This window comes from Priestia megaterium (assembly GCF_046599315.1).
In the GTDB taxonomy this organism is placed as follows: domain Bacteria; phylum Bacillota; class Bacilli; order Bacillales; family Bacillaceae_H; genus Priestia; species Priestia megaterium_F.
Genome location: NZ_JBKIKC010000029.1, coordinates 35,235 through 54,294 on the forward strand (window position 1 = coordinate 35,235; position 19,060 = coordinate 54,294).

At 38.7% G+C, this 19,060-nt stretch carries 21 protein-coding genes and 2 rRNA genes; 1 reads left to right on the top strand and 22 read right to left on the bottom strand.

What is annotated here, in order from left to right:
- Window positions 1-104: 104 nt before the first annotated feature.
- The 10 genes from ACLHDF_RS32285 to metG all read right to left on the bottom strand — a co-directional run bounded on the left by ACLHDF_RS32285 (window position 105) and on the right by metG (window position 8,756).
- Window positions 105-482 carry a RidA family protein gene (locus tag ACLHDF_RS32285; RefSeq protein WP_013054863.1) on the bottom strand — a complete coding sequence of 126 codons (378 nt, stop codon included), beginning with the start codon at window positions 480-482 and terminating at the stop codon, window positions 105-107.
- 21 nt (window positions 483-503) lie between these two features.
- Window positions 504-1,325 (bottom strand): pur operon repressor, encoded by an 822-nt coding sequence (gene purR, locus ACLHDF_RS32290; protein WP_195781478.1) that lies wholly within the window; start codon window positions 1,323-1,325, stop codon window positions 504-506.
- A 56-nt stretch (window positions 1,326-1,381) separates the two neighbouring features.
- Window positions 1,382-2,251, bottom strand: a complete 870-nt coding sequence (ispE, locus tag ACLHDF_RS32295; RefSeq protein ID WP_013054861.1) for a 4-(cytidine 5'-diphospho)-2-C-methyl-D-erythritol kinase — start codon at window positions 2,249-2,251, stop codon at window positions 1,382-1,384.
- Between the two features lie 198 nt (window positions 2,252-2,449).
- Window positions 2,450-2,620 carry a small, acid-soluble spore protein, alpha/beta type gene (locus tag ACLHDF_RS32300; RefSeq protein ID WP_413922379.1) on the bottom strand — a complete coding sequence of 57 codons (171 nt, stop codon included), beginning with the start codon at window positions 2,618-2,620 and terminating at the stop codon, window positions 2,450-2,452.
- Between the two features lie 194 nt (window positions 2,621-2,814).
- Window positions 2,815-3,048: a biofilm formation stimulator Veg gene (gene veg / locus ACLHDF_RS32305; RefSeq protein ID WP_013054859.1), complete on the bottom strand. Its 234-nt coding sequence runs from the start codon at window positions 3,046-3,048 to the stop codon at window positions 2,815-2,817.
- 273 nt (window positions 3,049-3,321) lie between these two features.
- A complete protein-coding gene (gene yabG, locus ACLHDF_RS32310; protein ID WP_413922380.1) occupies window positions 3,322-4,194 on the bottom strand; it encodes a sporulation peptidase YabG in 873 nt (290 codons plus the stop codon).
- Between the two features lie 77 nt (window positions 4,195-4,271).
- Window positions 4,272-5,150, bottom strand: a complete 879-nt coding sequence (gene rsmA, locus ACLHDF_RS32315; RefSeq protein WP_413922381.1) for a 16S rRNA (adenine(1518)-N(6)/adenine(1519)-N(6))-dimethyltransferase RsmA — start codon at window positions 5,148-5,150, stop codon at window positions 4,272-4,274.
- Window positions 5,144-5,707 carry a ribonuclease M5 gene (rnmV, locus tag ACLHDF_RS32320; RefSeq protein WP_413922382.1) on the bottom strand — a complete coding sequence of 188 codons (564 nt, stop codon included), beginning with the start codon at window positions 5,705-5,707 and terminating at the stop codon, window positions 5,144-5,146. Before rnmV ends, rsmA begins: the two co-directional genes overlap by 7 nt.
- Before the next feature lie 223 nt (window positions 5,708-5,930).
- Window positions 5,931-6,701, bottom strand: a complete 771-nt coding sequence (locus tag ACLHDF_RS32325; RefSeq protein ID WP_025753152.1) for a TatD family hydrolase — start codon at window positions 6,699-6,701, stop codon at window positions 5,931-5,933.
- Between the two features lie 72 nt (window positions 6,702-6,773).
- Window positions 6,774-8,756 carry a methionine--tRNA ligase gene (metG, locus tag ACLHDF_RS32330; protein ID WP_413922383.1) on the bottom strand — a complete coding sequence of 661 codons (1,983 nt, stop codon included), beginning with the start codon at window positions 8,754-8,756 and terminating at the stop codon, window positions 6,774-6,776.
- A 564-nt stretch (window positions 8,757-9,320) separates the two neighbouring features.
- Between metG and ACLHDF_RS32335 the strand changes: the two genes are divergently transcribed.
- Window positions 9,321-9,611, top strand: a complete 291-nt coding sequence (locus tag ACLHDF_RS32335) for an AbrB/MazE/SpoVT family DNA-binding domain-containing protein (RefSeq protein ID WP_413922393.1) — start codon at window positions 9,321-9,323, stop codon at window positions 9,609-9,611.
- A gap of 32 nt (window positions 9,612-9,643) precedes the next feature.
- Here ACLHDF_RS32335 and rsmI read toward each other — a convergent pair whose 3' ends face one another.
- The 12 genes from rsmI to ACLHDF_RS32395 all read right to left on the bottom strand — a co-directional run.
- A complete protein-coding gene (gene rsmI / locus ACLHDF_RS32340; RefSeq protein WP_413922384.1) occupies window positions 9,644-10,516 on the bottom strand; it encodes a 16S rRNA (cytidine(1402)-2'-O)-methyltransferase in 873 nt (290 codons plus the stop codon).
- The gene (locus ACLHDF_RS32345) at window positions 10,494-10,781 is read right to left on the bottom strand and encodes a GIY-YIG nuclease family protein (RefSeq protein ID WP_413922385.1); all 288 of its coding nucleotides are present in this window, start codon (window positions 10,779-10,781) and stop codon (window positions 10,494-10,496) included. The genes rsmI and ACLHDF_RS32345 overlap by 23 nt, the downstream gene beginning before the upstream one ends.
- A complete protein-coding gene (locus tag ACLHDF_RS32350) occupies window positions 10,768-11,514 on the bottom strand; it encodes a tRNA1(Val) (adenine(37)-N6)-methyltransferase (RefSeq protein ID WP_413922386.1) in 747 nt (248 codons plus the stop codon). Before ACLHDF_RS32350 ends, ACLHDF_RS32345 begins: the two co-directional genes overlap by 14 nt.
- Window positions 11,515-11,592: 78 nt before the next feature.
- Window positions 11,593-11,958: a DNA replication initiation control protein YabA gene (yabA, locus tag ACLHDF_RS32355; RefSeq protein ID WP_413922387.1), complete on the bottom strand. Its 366-nt coding sequence runs from the start codon at window positions 11,956-11,958 to the stop codon at window positions 11,593-11,595.
- Between the two features lie 14 nt (window positions 11,959-11,972).
- Entirely contained in the window at window positions 11,973-12,800 is an 828-nt protein-coding gene (locus tag ACLHDF_RS32360) for a stage 0 sporulation family protein (RefSeq protein WP_413922388.1), read from the bottom strand.
- A 4-nt stretch (window positions 12,801-12,804) separates the two neighbouring features.
- Window positions 12,805-13,797 (bottom strand): DNA polymerase III subunit delta', encoded by a 993-nt coding sequence (gene holB / locus ACLHDF_RS32365; protein ID WP_413922389.1) that lies wholly within the window; start codon window positions 13,795-13,797, stop codon window positions 12,805-12,807.
- Window positions 13,798-13,830: 33 nt separating this feature from the next.
- Window positions 13,831-14,160, bottom strand: coding sequence for a cyclic-di-AMP receptor (locus tag ACLHDF_RS32370; RefSeq protein ID WP_013054845.1), 330 nt, complete (start codon window positions 14,158-14,160; stop codon window positions 13,831-13,833).
- Between the two features lie 64 nt (window positions 14,161-14,224).
- Window positions 14,225-14,851: a dTMP kinase gene (tmk, locus tag ACLHDF_RS32375; RefSeq protein ID WP_413922390.1), complete on the bottom strand. Its 627-nt coding sequence runs from the start codon at window positions 14,849-14,851 to the stop codon at window positions 14,225-14,227.
- Between the two features lie 16 nt (window positions 14,852-14,867).
- Entirely contained in the window at window positions 14,868-16,292 is a 1,425-nt protein-coding gene (locus ACLHDF_RS32380; protein ID WP_413922391.1) for an aminotransferase class I/II-fold pyridoxal phosphate-dependent enzyme, read from the bottom strand.
- A 155-nt stretch (window positions 16,293-16,447) separates the two neighbouring features.
- Window positions 16,448-16,630: a sigma factor G inhibitor Gin gene (locus tag ACLHDF_RS32385; protein ID WP_413922392.1), complete on the bottom strand. Its 183-nt coding sequence runs from the start codon at window positions 16,628-16,630 to the stop codon at window positions 16,448-16,450.
- A gap of 138 nt (window positions 16,631-16,768) precedes the next feature.
- Window positions 16,769-16,884 (bottom strand): 5S ribosomal RNA (rrf, locus tag ACLHDF_RS32390).
- A 61-nt stretch (window positions 16,885-16,945) separates the two neighbouring features.
- Window positions 16,946-19,060: ribosomal RNA gene (locus ACLHDF_RS32395) — 23S ribosomal RNA — on the bottom strand; the annotation flags it as partial.

The following is a 19,060-nucleotide window of genomic DNA, read 5'->3' on the forward strand; positions in this document are numbered from 1 at the left end:
ATTTTGTGTTTTCCTGCTATTCAGAAAAAATTTTTAGAAAATTTTCGCAAAAAAAGTGAACAATTGGAAGTTACTTGCTTTTTATTAGAAATTTGTTAATTTTATTACCCTTTAACTAGTGCAATAACTTCAATTTCAACAAGTACATCTTTTGGCAGTCTCGCTACTTCTACGCACGAACGTGCCGGCTTATGGTCGCCGAAGTAGTCACCATAGACTTCATTTAACGCTGCAAAGTCATTCATATCTTTGATGAATACGGTTGCCTTTACAACTGTATTTAGAGAAGCTCCAGCTTCTTCAAGAACTGCTTTTAAATTTTCAAATACTTGAGTAGCTTGTACTTGAACATCGCCTTCGACCAATGTACCATCTGGACGAAGTGGAATTTGACCTGAACTGTAAAACAAGTTATTCACAACAATTCCCTGTGAATATGGACCAATAGCTTGCGGTGCATTTTTTGTTTGAACCTGTAACATATGTTCCTCTCCCTTACTTGATCAAATATATTTTAAGTAATTGCCTTCCTGTACACGAATTTGTTTATCTTTGATATTTACGTCTTTCAACTGTACAAGAGACACATACTCATCCACTAAACGCTCTTCAATATCTTCTGATTCTACTAAGACTCCAATACCAGCAACAGTTGCATCGAACTCTTCAAGCAAGCTAACCATTCCATTTACGGTACCGCCAGCTTTCATGAAGTCATCAATGATGAGCACATTTGATCCTACCGCTAAACTTCTTTTAGCTAACAGCATCGTTTGAATGCGCTTAGATGAACCTGACACGTAGTTAATACTAACAGTCGACCCCTCGGTTACTTTGCTGTCTCTGCGTACAATAACAACCGGCACATCTAAATACTGAGCTACCGCATACGCAATCGGAATACCTTTTGTCGCTACAGTCATTACAACATCGATTTTGCGGTTAGCAAAAAGTGATGCATATAAACGACCGATTTTATTCACAACGCGAGGGTTTCCTAAAATATCAGTTAAATATAAATATCCACCTGGCAGTAAACGCTCAGGTTTTTCAATCAACCCACATAATTCTTGAACAAGCTGACCGGCTTCTTCATTCGTCATTTTTGGAATGAATTTAACTCCGCCGGCAGCTCCTGGTAGCGTAACCAAGGTTCCGATACCCTGCTGCTCAAAAGTTTGTTTAATAATCGCCATATCTTCGCTAATAGATGATTTTGCGGAATCGTATTTATCTGCAAAATACGTAAGAGGGATAAGGCGCTGAGGGTTTTGAATGAAATAGTTGGTCATATCAATTAATCGTCCACTACGTCGAAACTTCATAACATCCTCCTGAAAATCCGAATATTGTAATGTAAATATAACATTAACATACGGATTTATTCAAGCGTTATTCGTTCACCTAGTAGCCTAACTGCATAAACCTTATCGCAGAACCCACGTAATCCGTTATAAATACGATGCATACGTGAATCATGCTGTACAAGTCCAAATACAGTTGGCCCACTGCCGCTCATGAGCACAGCGTCGGCGCCAAAACGCTTTATTTGTTCTTTAATGAGAGCTACTTCCGGGTGCATTTTCAGCGTTACTGCTTCTAATACATTTCCTACAAGGCTACACATTTGATCATAATTTCCTGATTGTATGGCATGAACCATCTCATCTACTTTGGGATGATCCATCTCTTCGATTTTTAAATTTCGATATACATCTGCCGTAGAAACACCTATTTCAGGCTTAGCCAAAATCACCCAGCAGCTTGGAGGTGCCTCAATATGCTCTACAATCTCTCCGCGCCCTGTAGCAAGAGCTGTCCCTCCGTACACGCAAAAAGATACGTCAGAGCCAATCTCAGCCCCTATTTCTGCAAGTGTGTCTAATGATAACCCTAATTCCCATAATGTATTTAAACCGCGTAATGTAGCAGCCGCGTCACTGCTGCCTCCAGCTAGTCCAGCAGCCACTGGAATATGTTTATCAATTAATATATTTACACCTTTTGAAATGTTATAACGTCGTTTTAAAATCTGTGCTGCCTGATAAGCAAGATTTCGCTGGTCATCTGGAACAAAGCGATTATGAGAATAAATAACAATCCGTCCATCTTCACGATCAGAAAGTTCAATTCTGTCTGCTAAATCTATTGTTGTCATAATCATCTTAACTTCATGGTAACCATCTGGACGTTTATGTAACACATCAAGTGACAAATTTATTTTAGCCGGCGCTTTCACCATTAATTTCAACTTACTTCACCTACTTCATCTTATCGAGTTTAACGCTATTTTATCATAAAATGAACAAGATATAGCTGTTCATTTAAACATCTTTGTTTAATCCTCTTTTTTATCTTTCATTTTGGGACAAAAAAACCGAAGCGGTTACACACTTCGGTTTTTCTCATTTCACTTTAAATAATCGTATAAGCATTGGTTTTCACTATACTATTGCTTTAGCTGCTGCTGTGCAAGCTCTACAGCTCGTTTCACCATATTGCCTGCATCTTTTGCCCTAATAGCGCCCCAACCTTCTGCTTGTACAGTATCGTAAAAACCAAGTTCTTTAGCCAGTTCTTCTTTCATCTTTGACGACATAAACCCTCTACGCCTTGACATTGCACATGGCCCCTTTACGTATAATATGAAATTTCAACCTGAATCTCCTTGCTCTCTGACATAAGAAAAACAAGGACGATATGTATAGTATGTATAAAAAATAATGTATATATAATTTGAAAAAAAGACCAATAAAAAAGCAGTAAACCAATGTCCACTGCTCATCATTACTTGCTATATTGCCTATGTCATTCTTAGAAAAATTTCAGTTGCACTGTTTCCGTTAACACATCTGCGTAACTGTACGAAACGCGCTCCAAAGAGTTTTCCTCTTGATCTAATTCAACGATAAAAACAGATGGGTACGTTTCTGTTAATACACCTGAACGTTCTACTGTTTTTCTACGACCACCGTTTGCTTTTAAAGTTAATCGTTGGCCTAGGTGCAAATCCAGCGCTTGCTTAATATCAGACAAAGTTTTCGCCATATTGGTCCACCTCACTATGTATAGTGTAACACATGTTAGAAAAATAGTCAAAAACATAAAATTATAACAATCTACCTCTAATTGTGTCAATAAATAATTTTCAACATAAATCTACATTTCGCTGTTAGTATGCTCGTTTTTCAATGAAATATGTATATCTTTAGCAAATATTGAAAATGATTTTGTGAAATTAAGCGTATAGTTTAACTCCATACGAAAAAACAACTGGTTTCACCTCATGCGTTTACATGCTGTAACCAGTTGTTTTTATTTCTACTCATCGCTTTCATAAGGCATACCCGTACGAAGCAGCCCTTTCGTTTCTACTCCTCCTAAACCTTTAGCACCCGTTAATGTATTACGTAAGACGTCCCATACATTAATACGATCCGTGAAAGGAGTAAAACTTAGTTTTGCTACTACATACACGGGATCAAGCGCATGAATATTTACACGTGAAGGTGAACTAGCAAAGTTTGCTCCAGCTTGAATCAACAATTCAAAATGCGATTGACAGGCACCCGCAAAAATTACCAGCTGATCTAGATTACCAACTCTTTTCCTTGCTTCTTGGACTGTTCGAATATAGTGCTTGGAATGTCTATAAGCAAGAAGATCATCTTTATTTCCTTTTCCTTTGGAATATGCATCATGCCCTGTCAGCACCAGAATATCCGGCCTTACATCCTCGATTAGCTTTCCAACTTTCTCTGGCATCTCTGACTCTACGCAATGAACACCATAAACAGGGACACCAATTTTTTCATAAACTAATAAACATTTACGCAAATAATTAGGGTCTCCATCTACGTGCAGGACCTTTCCTGGAATTTGAAATAAGCGATGCGAATGGCTGTATCCATTAGTTATGCTATATTCAGTTTTCTCTCGAACGAGCCGATAATCCTGTTGAATAAGCTCTAGGGATCTTTCTAAAAGCTCTTCTTCTTGTTTTTTTCTTTGATCCTGTTCTTTAGCATCCACAACCTCTAAATCTGTACAAGGAGCGTCGGCAATCAACCGAACGTCTTCTCCTATTAAAGTCGCATATTTCCCCGCTTCGCTGTCATTAATAGCTATAACACGAAAAAGCAAATCTCTTTGATAAGAAGGTCGTGTAACTATATCACCAATTTTGATGTTCATATGCTTCACTCCGTCTTTGCTACTTCAAAAATAAATTCTCTTCATAGCCTATGACTTCATGATAAAAATGTGATGATTTAGCTAAATGATTTTAAAAGTTGGTCACTTAACGTTCCAAATTCTTGGATAGATAGCGTTTCGCCTCTTCTTTTCGGATCAATTTCAGCAGCTGAAAGTGCTTGCTCAATGTCTGCTTTTTTCTGCTTCCCATTTGGCAAGTTATTCACTAGATTGTTTAAGATTGTTTTTCGTCGCTGTCCAAAACTTGCTCGTACAACTTGGAAGAAGAAGGATTCATCCTGTACCTCTACTGCTGGCTTTGGTCTTCGCAACAACCGAATAACAGCTGAATCTACATTAGGCTGCGGATTAAACACTGTTTTAGGCACAATCATAACCGTCTCAGCCTCTGTATAGTATTGAATTGCAATAGAAAGTGAACCATAATCCTTTGTTCCCGGTTTAGCTGCTATACGGTCAGCGACTTCCTTTTGAAGCATAACAACGATTCCACGCACCGGAATTTGCTCTTCTAATAATTTCATCAGAATAGGTGTCGTCACGTAATACGGTAAATTCGCAACGACCATTAAATCTTCTATTCCTTCAAATTCTTGTTTGATTGTCCCTTTTAAATCTGCTTTTAACACATCTTGATGAATAACTTTTGCATTTGGGTAAGGAGAAAGGGTATCAGCTAAAATCGGAAGCAGACGCTGATCGATTTCAAATGCCAACACTTTTTTTGCACGCTTTGCCAGCTGTTCAGTTAACGCCCCAATACCAGGGCCGATTTCAATAGCGCCTGTTTCTTCTGTTATTTCTGCGTGATCTACAATACGATGTAAAATGTTCGTATCAATTAAAAAGTTTTGTCCCAAACTCTTTTTAAATGTAAAACCGTATTTCTTTAAAATTTCCTTGGTTCGATTAGGCGTTGCAATATCTTTTAACACGATCCCTTTTCCTCCTTATTTATCTGCTCAACGGCTTTGATAAAGTCCTCTTTTGAAATTTGAAACATCTGTAATCGTTTATGCAGCTGCTTTCCATTGGCATAGCCAATTTTCAACAACTTTCCTATTTCTTCACGGCGAGACTTAGCTTTACTATCTCCTATCAAACGAGCTACGATTAAATCCTCTTGAGAAATCTCCACATCTGCCCCCATCCACTCTTGCTGCACATCTTTTAGTGCTTTTTGAATAGACGCAATAGAAGCATGTTCAACTCCAATACCTTTGCCGTTTTTAGGGCGAGCCTCTTCTTTATCCAAAAATGCATGCTTGCATCCTGGAACACGCTCTGAAACAATATTTCGAATTCGCTGTCCTGGATAATCTGGATCTGTAAAAATAATTACGCCTCTTGTCTTTTGAGCTAATTTTACTTTCTCAATGGTTTCTTCATTTACAGCTGATCCATTTGTCTCGATGGTATCCGCATCCACTGCACGTTTAATCGCTACAGTGTCATCACGGCCTTCTACTACAATAATTTCTTTAATCTTCATATCTTCCTCCAAAACATTCAGTTTTGTTCATTTGCTCTTCAGTAAAAATGAAATGCTCGTTACTCACATCATTTTCCTTCTATGAAATCAACGTTTTATCTTATTATCAACTAAATTAAAAAGCATATATCTGTTATTTTAACTGAAAAAGGCAGAGGATAACATTCTCCTCTGCGCCTACCTTTACTTTAACACGAAAATGATTGTTATATGAGAAAAATTTTTAATCATTAATGCCAAATAGCTTTTTGGCATTAGCTGTGGTAATATCCGCTAATTCTTCATACGTTATACCTTTTAACTCCGCAATTTGCTCTGCTACGTATGAAACGTAACCAGGTTCATTGCGCTTGCCACGGAATGGATGAGGAGTTAGATAAGGACAGTCTGTTTCAATTAATAGTTTATCTAAAGGGAGTTCTGTAGCAACTTCTTTTGGTTTTTTCGCATTTTTAAATGTAACAGGTCCGCCGAAAGAAATATACATATTCATATCCATACATTGCTTCGCTACTTCAATACTGCCTGTAAAGCAATGCATGATACCTCCTACTTCCTCTACGTGCTCTTCTTTTAAAATCGTTACCACGTCTTCAGTTGCATCACGGTTATGAATAATGATAGGTAAATTCACTTTTCGCGCTAAGCGAATTTGACGGCGAAATACGTCCTTTTGAACCTCTTTAGGTGATTTATCCCAATGATAGTCTAACCCCATCTCCCCTAAAGCAACAACTTTCGGATGCTGAGCTAATTCTTCAATCCAGGCTAAGTGCTCATCAGTCATATCAATTGCATCTACTGGATGCCACCCTACACTAGCATAGATAAAGTCATACGTTTCAGCTATTTGAATAGCTTTTTTGATGGTAGGCTCATCGAATCCAACAACTACCATATTTTGAACACCTTTTTCTAACGCACGATTAATTACTTCTTGCAAATCGTCTTCGTACTGTTCTGCGTTTAAATGAACATGTGTATCAAACAACATCTCAATCGATCCTTTCCATGAATAAAAGGGGGTCCTCGCATGTTACACGTGAAACACCCCTTTTACCTATACTTATTTTATCTTCGTGCCATTTGCTAAGTTTTGATCTACGCTCGCTAGTGAAAGACCATTCTCATCCTCGCCCGCCAAGATCATTCCTTGTGATAGTTCTCCTCGCAGTTTCACAGGTTTTAAGTTAGTTACACAAATCACTTTTCGACCTACTAATTCTTCAGGCTTATAAAATTTCGCAATACCTGATACTACCTGGCGTTTTTCATAGCCCAAATCAAGTTGCAGCTTTAATAGTTTATCTGCTTTTTTAACTGGTTCTACTTGAGTAACTTGCGCTACACGAAGTTCTACTTTCATGAAATCATCAATCGTAATCTCTTCAGAAGGTTCTTCCTTCACAACAGATTTTTCTTCTTTTGGAGTACTTCCTTGCATCTGCTCCTTAATGAAGGCTACCTCTTCTTCTCGATCTAGACGAGGGAACATTGGCTCACCTTTTTCTACTTTTGTACCTTCTTTAAGCATATTAAAACGCGTTGTGCTTTCCCACGTTTTTAATACATCTTCTTTTACGCCGATCTGAGCAAAGATTTTCTCAGGTGTGCGCGTTAAGAATGGCTGGAGTAATACAGCAATATGACGAATTGATTCAGCTAGATGCGTCATGACAGAAGCAAGTTCTGCACGTTTATTCTCATCTTTTGCTAATGCCCAAGGCTGCGTTTCATCAATATATTTATTCGTTCGGCTTACATATTGCCAAATAGAAGCAAGAGCAACTGAGAATTCCATATCCTCCATTGCTTCTTCATATTTATTCACCGTATCTTTTTGAGCTTGTACAATATGTGCGTCAAACTCTGTTACATTTCCTTCATAAGTCGGAATCACACCGTCAAAATACTTATTAATCATCGCCACTGTACGATTAACTAGGTTGCCAAGGTCATTTGCTAAGTCGAAGTTAATACGTTCAACAAACGCTTCTGGTGTGAATACACCATCTGAACCGAATGGAACTTCGCGAAGTAAGTAGTAACGAAGTGCATCTAATCCATAGCGATCAATCAATGTCACAGGGTCGACTACATTTCCTTTTGACTTAGACATCTTTCCGTCCTTCATTAATAACCAGCCGTGAGCAAATACTTTCTTAGGAAGTGGCAAATCAAGTGCCATCAACATGATTGGCCAATAAATCGTATGGAAACGTACAATTTCTTTTCCTACTAAGTGTACGTTAGCCGGCCAATATTTTTGATAGTTCTCATCGTTCTCTGTATTATATCCAAGAGAGGTGATGTAGTTAGAAAGTGCATCAATCCACACGTAAATAACGTGTTTTGGGTTACCTGGAACTTTTACACCCCAATCAAATGTCGTACGAGAAACAGCTAAATCTTCAAGACCCGGCTTAATAAAATTATTGATCATTTCGTTTTTACGGGACTCCGGCTGAATAAATGAAGGGTTCTCTTCATAAAAAGCTAGTAAACGATCTACGTATTTCCCCATTTTGAAGAAATAAGACTCTTCTCGAACGAGCTCTACAGGGTGGCCGCTGTCCGGACTTTTTCCGCCTACAACCTTTCCATTTTCAACGATTGGATCTACTAGTTGGTGCTCTGTATAGTACGTCTCATCAGGAACTGAATACCAACCTTCATACTCATCAAGATAAATATCACCTTGTTCTAGAAGGCGCGCAAAAATCTTTTCCACGATTTCTTTATGTCTTGGTTCCGTTGTTCGGATAAAATCATCATACGAAATGTCCATCTTATCCCATAGCTCTTTGATTCCAGAGACAATATCATCTACGTATTGTTGAGGTGTCACATTTTTCTCTTCTGCTTTTCGCTGAATTTTTTGACCATGTTCATCTGTACCTGTTAAATAGCGTACATCAAACCCTCTTAAACGTTTATAACGAGCCATTGCATCTCCCGCTACTGTCGTGTATGCGTGCCCTATATGTAATTTACCACTCGGATAATAAATCGGCGTAGTAATATAAAATGTATTATTTCCATCTGCCATGTTCATAACCTCCAACATTCCATTTCAACATTTTGGCTTATATGTATGTAATCATATAACCCCTGTCTTCTTATTCTACTATCTATCATACTATTTTACATGATAATTTCAAAACATTCTCTTTCCATATACAAGGGAATATGACGGATTCATTTCATTTTTAAATAATCGTTATTTTTCAAAAAAATAATCCTGTTAATTGTATCAGCTTCGCCCTATTTTTATATAAAATATACCCCCCTTCAAAAAGTCCTTTTTATGAAAACGACAAATAGGTCTAAATTTGTCATCTTATGTCGAATCATATTTACCCTATCTTCGAAATAGTTGATATCAAGCTATTTAGACGATTAATCTTTTTCCCAATGAAACCCCTTGTTATTCCTTGACTGACGGTCACAATTAGCTTGTAATCTGCTTAAGAAAAAAATTTTTTCAGCTACATTTTTTTACATATAAAATGATTGACTAGTTTTGGAAACGCTGGTATTATGAAAGTACGTTGAAATTGTCGAATAATGACGAAAGTAATAACATAGAAAAATGATTATTGAGAGGAGAACGATTAATATGAAATCTACAGGTATTGTTCGTAAAGTTGATGAATTAGGACGCGTAGTAATTCCAATTGAATTACGTCGTACACTAGGAATTGCAGAGAAAGATGCTTTAGAAATCTATGTAGATGAAGAACGCATCATCTTGAAAAAATATAAACCAAACATGACTTGCCAAGTAACAGGTGAAGTATCTGATGATAACATCCAACTTGCTAACGGCAAATTAATTCTAAGTCGTGAAGGTGCAGAACAAATCATGAAAGAACTTCAAAATTCTTTACAAGCTTCTAAATAAAATGAAAAGCTGTCTATGATAGACAGCTTTTTTTAATGGACGTGATATTCACTATAAATGTCGCGCTTTGATACGTCTCGGTCTTTTGCCGCTTGCTTAATCGCTTCTTTGTTTGAAAGTCCTTCTTCTATATAGTAATCGACATGCTCGATAACGGTGAGCTGTTCCCACCATAGATTGCTTTCATCGGGCGCTTCTTCATTTGTTCCTTCAAGAATTAAACAGAATTCTCCTCTAACATCTGTGGCATCTGTCCATTCAATTGCTTCTAACACGCTTCCTCTTAAAAATTCTTCATAGCGTTTTGTTAACTCTCTACATAACACAATGGATCGGTTCCCTAAAATTTCTTCTATACTCTTGAGCGTTTCTTTTAATCGATGAGGGGCTTCATAAAATATCATGCTTTCCTTAATATATTGAAGCTTTTGAAGCTGTTCTTTACGCTGTTTTTTATTTCTGTTCAAAAATCCGTAAAAATAAAATTGCCCTGTAGGTAGGCCAGAAGCAATTAAAGCTGTTAATGCTGCGTTAGGCCCCGGAAGCGGAACAACCGTATATCCTTCTTTAACAGCAGATACCACTAACTCATAACCAGGATCTGAAATACATGGCATGCCGGCATCGCTCACTAAAGCAATATTTTTTTGACTATTTAAGTCGCTTAACAGCTGTTCACTTTTCGTATGTTTATTATGTTCATGATAACTTGTAATAGGCGTATCAATCTCAAAGTGATTACAAAGCTTTTTCGTTTGTCTCGTATCTTCTGCGGCAATATAATCAGCTTCTTTTAAAATCCGAATTGCACGAAATGTCATATCTTCTAAATTCCCAATAGGCGTGGGAACTAAATATAAAACGCCTCGTTCATTCGATACATCATAACTTTTTTGTGATTTCATTCTGCTTTTCTTGCTCCCTTCGAATGTAAGCCTGTTTTTGCACTCTGCTTAACTGTTTGAACCAATACTCTTTTTGCATAGCTTCTGTTTTAGAGGTAAACACCTCATGCCAAATTAATGAAATGGGCCTTCTTGCTCTCGTATATTTTGCCCCTTTCCCTTCATTATGGACAGAAATACGTTTTTGCAGATTATTCGTATAACCAGCGTAATAAGTACCGTCCTTGCATTCTACTACATAAAAATAATGATTAGTTTGTTCCATATAAAATCCTTTTTAATTCGTCCGTGTATTCATCGTTATCCCGATAAACCACAAGCGGAGGAAGGATCTTTAAATCTGGACTTCCATCCTTAGTTCCTTCAATTAGAAGTGTATTTGCTTCTTTCCCATCTTTAGGATAAACAAACTGAAGTCTCTTTGGCTCTAAACGGTATTGCCTCATTAACGTCACGATATCTAATAGTCTTCCCGGGCGGTGAACCAATGCTACTTTTCCACCTTGCTTAACTAGTTGACTGCTGACTCTAATTACATCTTCCAACGAACAATGAATTTCGTGGCGAGCGATTGCAAAGTGTTCGTTTTCATTTATTTCTTCTTTATTGGATGTGGTGAAATAAGGAGGATTACATGTTACAACATCATACTTTCCATAACCAAGTTCCTGAGGTGCATTTTTCAAATCGCCGTGTATCATTTTAATCTGCTTATCTAACTGATTATACGCAATACTTCTTTGCGCCATACTGTGTAGCCGCTTTTGGATTTCCACACCAATAATTTTTCCCTTTGTTCGTTTGGATAAAAACAGCGGGATTACACCATTTCCTGAACATAAATCAACCAAGTTACCTTTACGAATTGGTACATAAGCAAAGTGAGATAAAAGCACAGCATCCAATGAAAAAGAAAAGACAGATGGACTTTGAATAATGCGCATCTCCTCATCGGCTAATAAATAATCTAAACGTTCATCTCCGTATAACTCAACCATAATCGTTCTTCTCCTTGTGCATCTATTATTTACGCCTTTTACTCATAAAAAGAACCTCTCCAAATGGGAGAGGTGTTGTTACTTTTTATTTAAAAATGACAAGCAAAACAAACAGTCTCCATCTTTACGCACACTTCCATAATGAATGTTACAAATATGAAAACCCTCTTGGTAAAGGCGAGCCAAATTGTCATATCCTTCTCCGATATCAATTTGTTTTTGCTCTTTTGTTTGAGCGCTTGCTTTTAAATGTCTATTTTTCAGCTTCGTTTCGAAGTTTGTCTGGTCAAGGCGACGGCGCAAATGATCATTTTCTATTTGTAGGTGATGATTTTCTTCAATTAGCTCAGCAAGATGCTCTTTTAACTCACCTAACTGCTTATATAAATGACCGATTTGTTCCTCCATGTTTGTCACCGAATCAAAAATCTCTTTTTTATCCACCTTTGCCCACCTCGTTAATCTGTGGCTTGAAACGAAACAGCACCTTCATTATTGATCTCATCCAGAGTATACTCTAAAATTTGTTCGTGATCTGACAGTTCCACTTGAATAATTCTTTCCAAAATATTCAAACCTACTACACGTCCTGAACCATCTGAAGTTTTAATTGTTGAGCCTATATCAGGAAGCTGTTCTTTTGCCGTTTCATACTCATCATTTTCATATTTTAAACAACACATTAAACGTCCGCATAAACCAGAAATTTTCGTTGGATTAAGCGATAGGTTTTGGTCCTTGGCCATTTTAATAGAAACCGGCTCAAAATCACCTAAAAACGTTGAGCAGCATAGCATACGTCCACAAGGACCTATCCCGCCCAACAGTTTTGCTTCATCTCTTACACCGATTTGGCGAAGCTCAATTCGCGTACGGAAAATAGCAGCCAAGTCTTTAACTAATTCTCTGAAATCAATACGGCCGTCTGCTGTAAAATAAAAAATGACTTTATTACGATCAAACGTATATTCTACATCTACTAACTTCATATCTAAATCGTGTGATTGAATTTTTTGCACGCATACGTCATACGCTTCTTTAGCAGCTTGTTTATTTTCATCCACAATCAGCCTGTCTTTTTGTTCAGCAATGCGGATTACTTTTTTCAAAGGAAGTACGACATCATGTTCACTTACTTGCTTTTTATTAATAACAACTCTACCAAATTCAACACCACGAACTGTTTCTACAATAACAAACTCACCATCTGGAATTGTAAGTTCTCCAGGGTCAAAATAATATATTTTCCCCGCTTTTTTAAAGCGAACGCCTACTACATCATACAAGCTTTTATCCCTCCTGCAAATCCAACACCAGCTGTTCCATTAATAACTGTAGATTCATATTTGAATTTAATTTATTTTTGGCCTTCAAGATAACTTCTAAGCGATAAATCGCTTTTTCCTGCGTTGTCTGAAGAGCTTGCTGTTTTAATTCTTCTATTTTATGACGATAGACGATTTTAGACTCTTGTCCAACTTGCAGCGTCAACAAATCACGATAAAGAAGCATCAATAAAGTTAAACCAATATGAGCTTGTTCTTTTTCTTTAAAATGTGTTACCCACTTTTCATGAATAAAAAGAAGAGCTTGTTGAGGTCTCGTTGTTAACACTTCATATAATTGTATCACTAACTTTATTGCAAGTCCAAACCATTCATCTTTACTTAATTCAATTGCTTCATCAATGCTGTTTGTTAAATTAGACAAGATGGATGCATCTACTGCGGAAAGGCCATTTTCTACTAGTTTTTCAGCTAACTGTTCTGGTGTAAGAGATCGAAATGATATGACTTGGCAACGTGAAATAATTGTATCTAATAAGCGCTGTATATTTTCTGTTAATAAAATTGCATACGTTCCGTCACCAGGCTCTTCTAAAAATTTCAGTAAACTATTTGCTGCGCTTACTGTCATTTTATCAACATGATTCACAATATATAACTTTTTATTAGATTCAACACCGGTTTTTGTGAATTCTGATTGTAAGAATTGAATTTGCTCTTTTTTAATTGATAAACCAGCTGGCTCAATCAGATGAATATCTGGATGATTACCTGAATCAATTCGCCGGCAGTTACTGCACTCATGACATGGCCTATGATTAGCCGGATTTTGGCAAAACAATGCTTTAGCAAACAAAAAACTAATTTGTTTTTTACCAGTTCCTTTACTGCCTTCAAATAAATAAGCATGAGCAACTCGCTCTTTAAGTAAGCTGTTTTGCAAAATCTTTAATACGTTCGGCTGAAGAGCTTCAAGCTGTTCCCATGTATTTCCCATTCAATCATCACTTTCTATTTAAAATCTTCTCTCTTAAAATTGATGAAACTGATCTACTGGTAGTACGAATACTGTAGCTCCGCCCACTTCGACTTCGACAGGGTATGGAATATATGAGTCTGCATTACCGCCCATCGGTGCCACAGGAGAAATCATCTGTCTGCGGTTTTCACATTGACCCTTGATAATATCAAGCACCTCATCTACTTTATGATCATCTGTACCAATCATAATTGTTGTATTCCCTGACTTTAAAAAACCGCCCGTACTTGATAATTTGGTTGAACGAAATCCTCTTTCTACAAGTGCATTTAAAAGCTTCGAACTATCTGAATCTTGAATAACAGCCATTACTAATTTCATGAATAACACCTCATTTTACTTTATTTGTTAAGAATAGTATAACAAGAATAACGATCATCTGTATTTATTTTAAAATCAATTGTATCTGTCTATAAGCTTCTTCACAGACTTTTTCAACGGATTGATTTGCATCAATTCGGTAAATACGTTCTGGAAATTCACTCAAAAGAGACAAATACCCATTACGTACTTTGTAATGAAAGTCCAAGGATTCTAAATCTAGTCGATTAATCTCATCTTTTCGACCTTTATTAATTCTTTCTAACCCTACCTCAGGCTCAATATCGAAATATAAAGTGGCTTGTGGCATCGTTTGCTCAATAGCAAATTGATTGATAGCGAAAATATCTTCTACGCCTATACCGCGCGCATGTCCTTGATAAGCAAGTGAGCTATCAATAAAACGATCACATAATACTATATTCCCTTTATTTAGCTCAGGAATCACTTTTTCTACAAGATGTTGCCTTCTAGCCGCAGCATAAAGAAGTGCTTCGGTTCTGGCATCCATTTCTGTGTTAGATGGATTTAAGATGATTTCACGAATTTGTTCAGCAATTCGTATGCCTCCCGGCTCTCTTGTTAATACAATGGTATAGCCATCTTGTATTAATTTTTGTTGAACCATATGAATGATGGTCGTCTTACCGGCACCTTCTGGCCCCTCAAATGTAATAAACGTTCCTGACATGTATAAATTCCTTTCTCTATTTAAATACTTCTATCTTTCCTTCTTCCATACAAGAGCCGCCTTGAATATGACCATTTAATCTTTGAACATGCAAAATATAATCAATATGAGTGCTCGTGATAGTCTCTCCCTCCATTAAAATAGGAATTCCAGGAGGGTATGGAATAACAGATTGGGCGCTTACACAACCAATCGCTTCTTCAAACGAACACATATGCTTTGTTCTTAGTTTTCTCTCTTCCATAGGTAGGAGAACCGTTGCTCTTGAAAAATGAAATGGTTTGATTAGTGGTTTTTGATACGACTTACGCTGTATATTTGCTACAGCTTGTCTAATACGCTTAATTGTATCATCAAAATCCCAACTATTGCTTAACGGTAGAACAAACAATACGTAGTTAACGTCTGCTAGTTCTGTATAAATATTTTGCTTTTCCAATTCCTTTTGCAAATGATATCCTGTTGCCGCCGAACAAGTCAACGTCATTTTCAAAAGATCCGTAGCAGTTTGATCTGTTTCCAACTCAATAGTTGAAAGGGTATCAATCTTATTAATCTCTTCAACGAACGAATGAATATTCTCTGTCATTCTATCTATATCATGCCGAGTAAACTGCTGCAGATAATACCGTGCCAAATCGAGAGAAGCCATAATAGGGTATGAAGGACTGCTTGACTGTAGTACTTGTAGATAATGCCGCACTGCTTGCTTATTTACTAATGTCCCTTGCATATGTAAATAAGAACCCATCGTCATAGCTGGCAGCGTTTTATGTGCTGACTGAACGACAAGATCCGCTCCATACGTAACAGCTGAAGAAGGAAAAGGATTGCCTAAAATAAAATGAGCTCCATGAGCTTCATCAATAATTATAGGAATATTATAACCATGAATAAAGTCAATGATCTCCTTTAAATCTCGCGCCACCCCGTAGTAAGTAGGATTTGTTAATACAAATGCTTTTATATCCTCAGAACTCTTTAAAGCCGCTTTTATTGTTTTAATAGATACACCTGTACTAAGATGTGTTTTTGAATCTATTTCAGGAGCTAAAAAAATAGGCGATGCCTTCGATAAAGCAATAGCATTAAAGATAGATTTATGAGAATCTCTTTGAACAGCAATTTTATCTCCTTCTTGACAAAGAGATAAAATCGCGGCGAGATTACCTACAGTAGAACCATTAACTAAAAAAAAGCTTTCATCTACTCCATACAACTTTGCCGTTAGCTCTTGTGCTTCTTTAATAACAGATTCTGCTTCATGTAAATCATCTAATCCGCTAATTTCTGTTAAGTCGTATTGCAAAAAGCCTGAGTAAGAAGACTGAATATGTAAAGGCAGAACTTGACCATTTTTATGGCCGGGCACATGGTAAGAGAGCGATTTCTTTTCACTGTGCCTTACTAAACGGTTATATAAAGGTAAATATGTATCCATACATCCATTCCTTACTTTTTTATAAATGTAACATTGTTAACTTGATGAAAAAATATAATAAATATTTTCACTCTCAAAATTCATTTTTCTTTCATTATAACAAACTTAGATGATTTTTTTGAGCCATATAAAGAAGCCCTTATAAAAAAGGGCTTTTAATAAGAAAACGCTCCTGATATTCTCTTTAATTGATCTACTACCAATTGATAACGAAAATGAGATGAATCCACCTCTACAATCTCTACCTCGCAGTGTTGGCATATAAAGCTGGAAAACACTTCAATACCCTTTGTATGTTGTTCATGACAAACGGAACATGTTTTAATTTGTTTTTCCATTACTCTCCACCTCCACTAAATAAGTATCGACAAGATGTACTTTTTTTATGCAGTTCATTTACCCTATTTTATGTAGATAGCTTATACTCTGTGAATAACAAAAAAAGACCAGCTAAAATAGCTAGTCTTTTTTCAAGTGCCTGGCAACGTCCTACTCTCACAGGGACAAAGTCCCAACTACCATCGGCGCTAAAGAGCTTAACTTCCGTGTTCGGTATGGGAACGGGTGTGACCTCTTCGCTATCGCCACCAGACATGAGATTGTTCTCTCAAAACTAGGTAACAGTTGCTGAGTAAAGCTTACGCTTTTAAAATTTGGTTAAGTCCTCGATCGATTAGTATCAGTCAGCTACACGTGTCGCCACGCTTCCACCTCTGACCTATCAACCTGATCATCTTTCAGGGATCTTACTAGCTTGCGCTATGGGAAATCTCATCTTGAGGGGGGCTTCATGCTTAGATGCTTTCAGCACTTATCCCGTCCACACATAGCTACCCAGCGATGCCTTTGGCAAGACAACTGGTACACCAGCGGTGTGTCCATCCCGGTCCTCTCGTACTAAGGACAGCTCCTCTCAAATTTCCTACGCCCACGACGGATAGGGACCGAACTGTCTCACGACGTTCTGAACCCAGCTCGCGTACCGCTTTAATGGGCGAACAGCCCAACCCTTGGGACCGACTACAGCCCCAGGATGCGATGAGCCGACATCGAGGTGCCAAACCTCCCCGTCGATGTGGACTCTTGGGGGAGATAAGCCTGTTATCCCCGGGGTAGCTTTTATCCGTTGAGCGATGGCCCTTCCATGCGGAACCACCGGATCACTAAGCCCGACTTTCGTCCCTGCTCGACTTGTAGGTCTCGCAGTCAAGCTCCCTTGTGCCTTTACACTCTACGAATGATTTCCAACCATTCTGAGGGAACCTTTGGGCGCCTCCGTTACATTTTAGGAGGCGACCGCCCCAGTCAAACTGCCCACCTGACACTGTCTCCCGGCCCGATTAGGGCCGCGGGTTAGAATTTCAATACAGCCAGGGTAGTATCCCACCGACGCCTCCACCGAAGCTAGCGCTCCGGCTTCTCAGGCTCCTACCTATCCTGTACAAGCTGTACCAAAATTCAATATCAGGCTACAGTAAAGCTCCACGGGGTCTTTCCGTCCTGTCGCGGGTAACCTGCATCTTCACAGGTACTATAATTTCACCGAGTCTCTCGTTGAGACAGTGCCCAGATCGTTACGCCTTTCGTGCGGGTCGGAACTTACCCGACAAGGAATTTCGCTACCTTAGGACCGTTATAGTTACGGCCGCCGTTTACTGGGGCTTCGATTCAGAGCTTCTCCCGAAGGATAACCCCTCCTCTTAACCTTCCAGCACCGGGCAGGCGTCAGCCCCTATACTTCGCCTTGCGGCTTCGCAGAGACCTGTGTTTTTGCTAAACAGTCGCCTGGGCCTATTCACTGCGGCTCTCTCGGGCTATACACCCTACCAGAGCACCCCTTCTCCCGAAGTTACGGGGTCATTTTGCCGAGTTCCTTAACGAGAGTTCTCTCGATCACCTTAGGATTCTCTCCTCGCCTACCTGTGTCGGTTTGCGGTACGGGCACCTCCCGCCTCGCTAGAGGCTTTTCTTGGCAGTGTGGAATCAGGAACTTCGGTACTATAGTTCCCTCGTCATCACAGCTCAGCCTTAATGATGAGCGGATTTGCCTACTCATCAGCCTAACTGCTTGAACGCGCATATCCAGCAGCGCGCTTACCCTATCCTACTGCGTCCCCCCATTACTCAAACGGCGGGGAGGTGGTACAGGAATATCAACCTGTTGGCCATCGCCTACGCTTTTCAGCCTCGGCTTAGGTCCCGACTAACCCTGAGCGGACGAGCCTTCCTCAGGAAACCTTAGGCATTCGGTGGACAAGATTCTCACTTGTCTTTCGCTACTCATACCGGCATTCTCACTTCTAAGCGCTCCACCAGTCCTTACGGTCTGACTTCGCTGCACTTAGAACGCTCTCCTACCACTGACATCTAAGATGTCAATCCACAGCTTCGGTGATACGTTTAGCCCCGGTACATTTTCGGCGCAGAGTCACTCGACCAGTGAGCTATTACGCACTCTTTAAATGGTGGCTGCTTCTAAGCCAACATCCTGGTTGTCTAAGCAACTCCACATCCTTTTCCACTTAACGTATACTTGGGGACCTTAGCTGGTGGTCTGGGCTGTTTCCCTTTTGACTACGGATCTTATCACTCGCAGTCTGACTCCCATGGATAAGTCTTTGGCATTCGGAGTTTGACTGAATTCGGTAACCCGTTGGGGGCCCCTAGTCCAATCAGTGCTCTACCTCCAAGACTCTTACAACATGAGGCTAGCCCTAAAGCTATTTCGGAGAGAACCAGCTATCTCCAGGTTCGATTGGAATTTCTCC

What these genes read in the sequence shown, in the direction of transcription:
- metG (WP_413922383.1), bottom strand. Translation starts at nt 8,756, where the DNA reads ATGGCAGATGGAAATAATACATTTTATATTACTACGCCGATTTATTAT.
- rsmI (WP_413922384.1), bottom strand. Translation starts at nt 10,516, where the DNA reads ATGAAATCACAAAAAAGTTATGATGTATCGAATGAACGAGGCGTTTTA.
- ACLHDF_RS32325 (WP_025753152.1), bottom strand. Translation starts at nt 6,701, where the DNA reads ATGTTGTTTGATACACATGTTCATTTAAACGCAGAACAGTACGAAGAC.
- holB (WP_413922389.1), bottom strand. Translation starts at nt 13,797, where the DNA reads ATGGGAAATACATGGGAACAGCTTGAAGCTCTTCAGCCGAACGTATTA.
- ACLHDF_RS32350 (WP_413922386.1), bottom strand. Translation starts at nt 11,514, where the DNA reads ATGGTTGAGTTATACGGAGATGAACGTTTAGATTATTTATTAGCCGAT.
- ACLHDF_RS32380 (WP_413922391.1), bottom strand. Translation starts at nt 16,292, where the DNA reads ATGGATACATATTTACCTTTATATAACCGTTTAGTAAGGCACAGTGAA.
- ACLHDF_RS32385 (WP_413922392.1), bottom strand. Translation starts at nt 16,630, where the DNA reads ATGGAAAAACAAATTAAAACATGTTCCGTTTGTCATGAACAACATACA.
- yabG (WP_413922380.1), bottom strand. Translation starts at nt 4,194, where the DNA reads ATGAACATCAAAATTGGTGATATAGTTACACGACCTTCTTATCAAAGA.
- ACLHDF_RS32285 (WP_013054863.1), bottom strand. Translation starts at nt 482, where the DNA reads ATGTTACAGGTTCAAACAAAAAATGCACCGCAAGCTATTGGTCCATAT.
- ACLHDF_RS32300 (WP_413922379.1), bottom strand. Translation starts at nt 2,620, where the DNA reads ATGTCAAGGCGTAGAGGGTTTATGTCGTCAAAGATGAAAGAAGAACTG.
- rnmV (WP_413922382.1), bottom strand. Translation starts at nt 5,707, where the DNA reads ATGAAGATTAAAGAAATTATTGTAGTAGAAGGCCGTGATGACACTGTA.
- tmk (WP_413922390.1), bottom strand. Translation starts at nt 14,851, where the DNA reads ATGTCAGGAACGTTTATTACATTTGAGGGGCCAGAAGGTGCCGGTAAG.
- purR (WP_195781478.1), bottom strand. Translation starts at nt 1,325, where the DNA reads ATGAAGTTTCGACGTAGTGGACGATTAATTGATATGACCAACTATTTC.
- ACLHDF_RS32370 (WP_013054845.1), bottom strand. Translation starts at nt 14,160, where the DNA reads ATGAAATTAGTAATGGCTGTTATTCAAGATTCAGATAGTTCGAAGCTT.
- ACLHDF_RS32345 (WP_413922385.1), bottom strand. Translation starts at nt 10,781, where the DNA reads ATGGAACAAACTAATCATTATTTTTATGTAGTAGAATGCAAGGACGGT.
- veg (WP_013054859.1), bottom strand. Translation starts at nt 3,048, where the DNA reads ATGGCGAAAACTTTGTCTGATATTAAGCAAGCGCTGGATTTGCACCTA.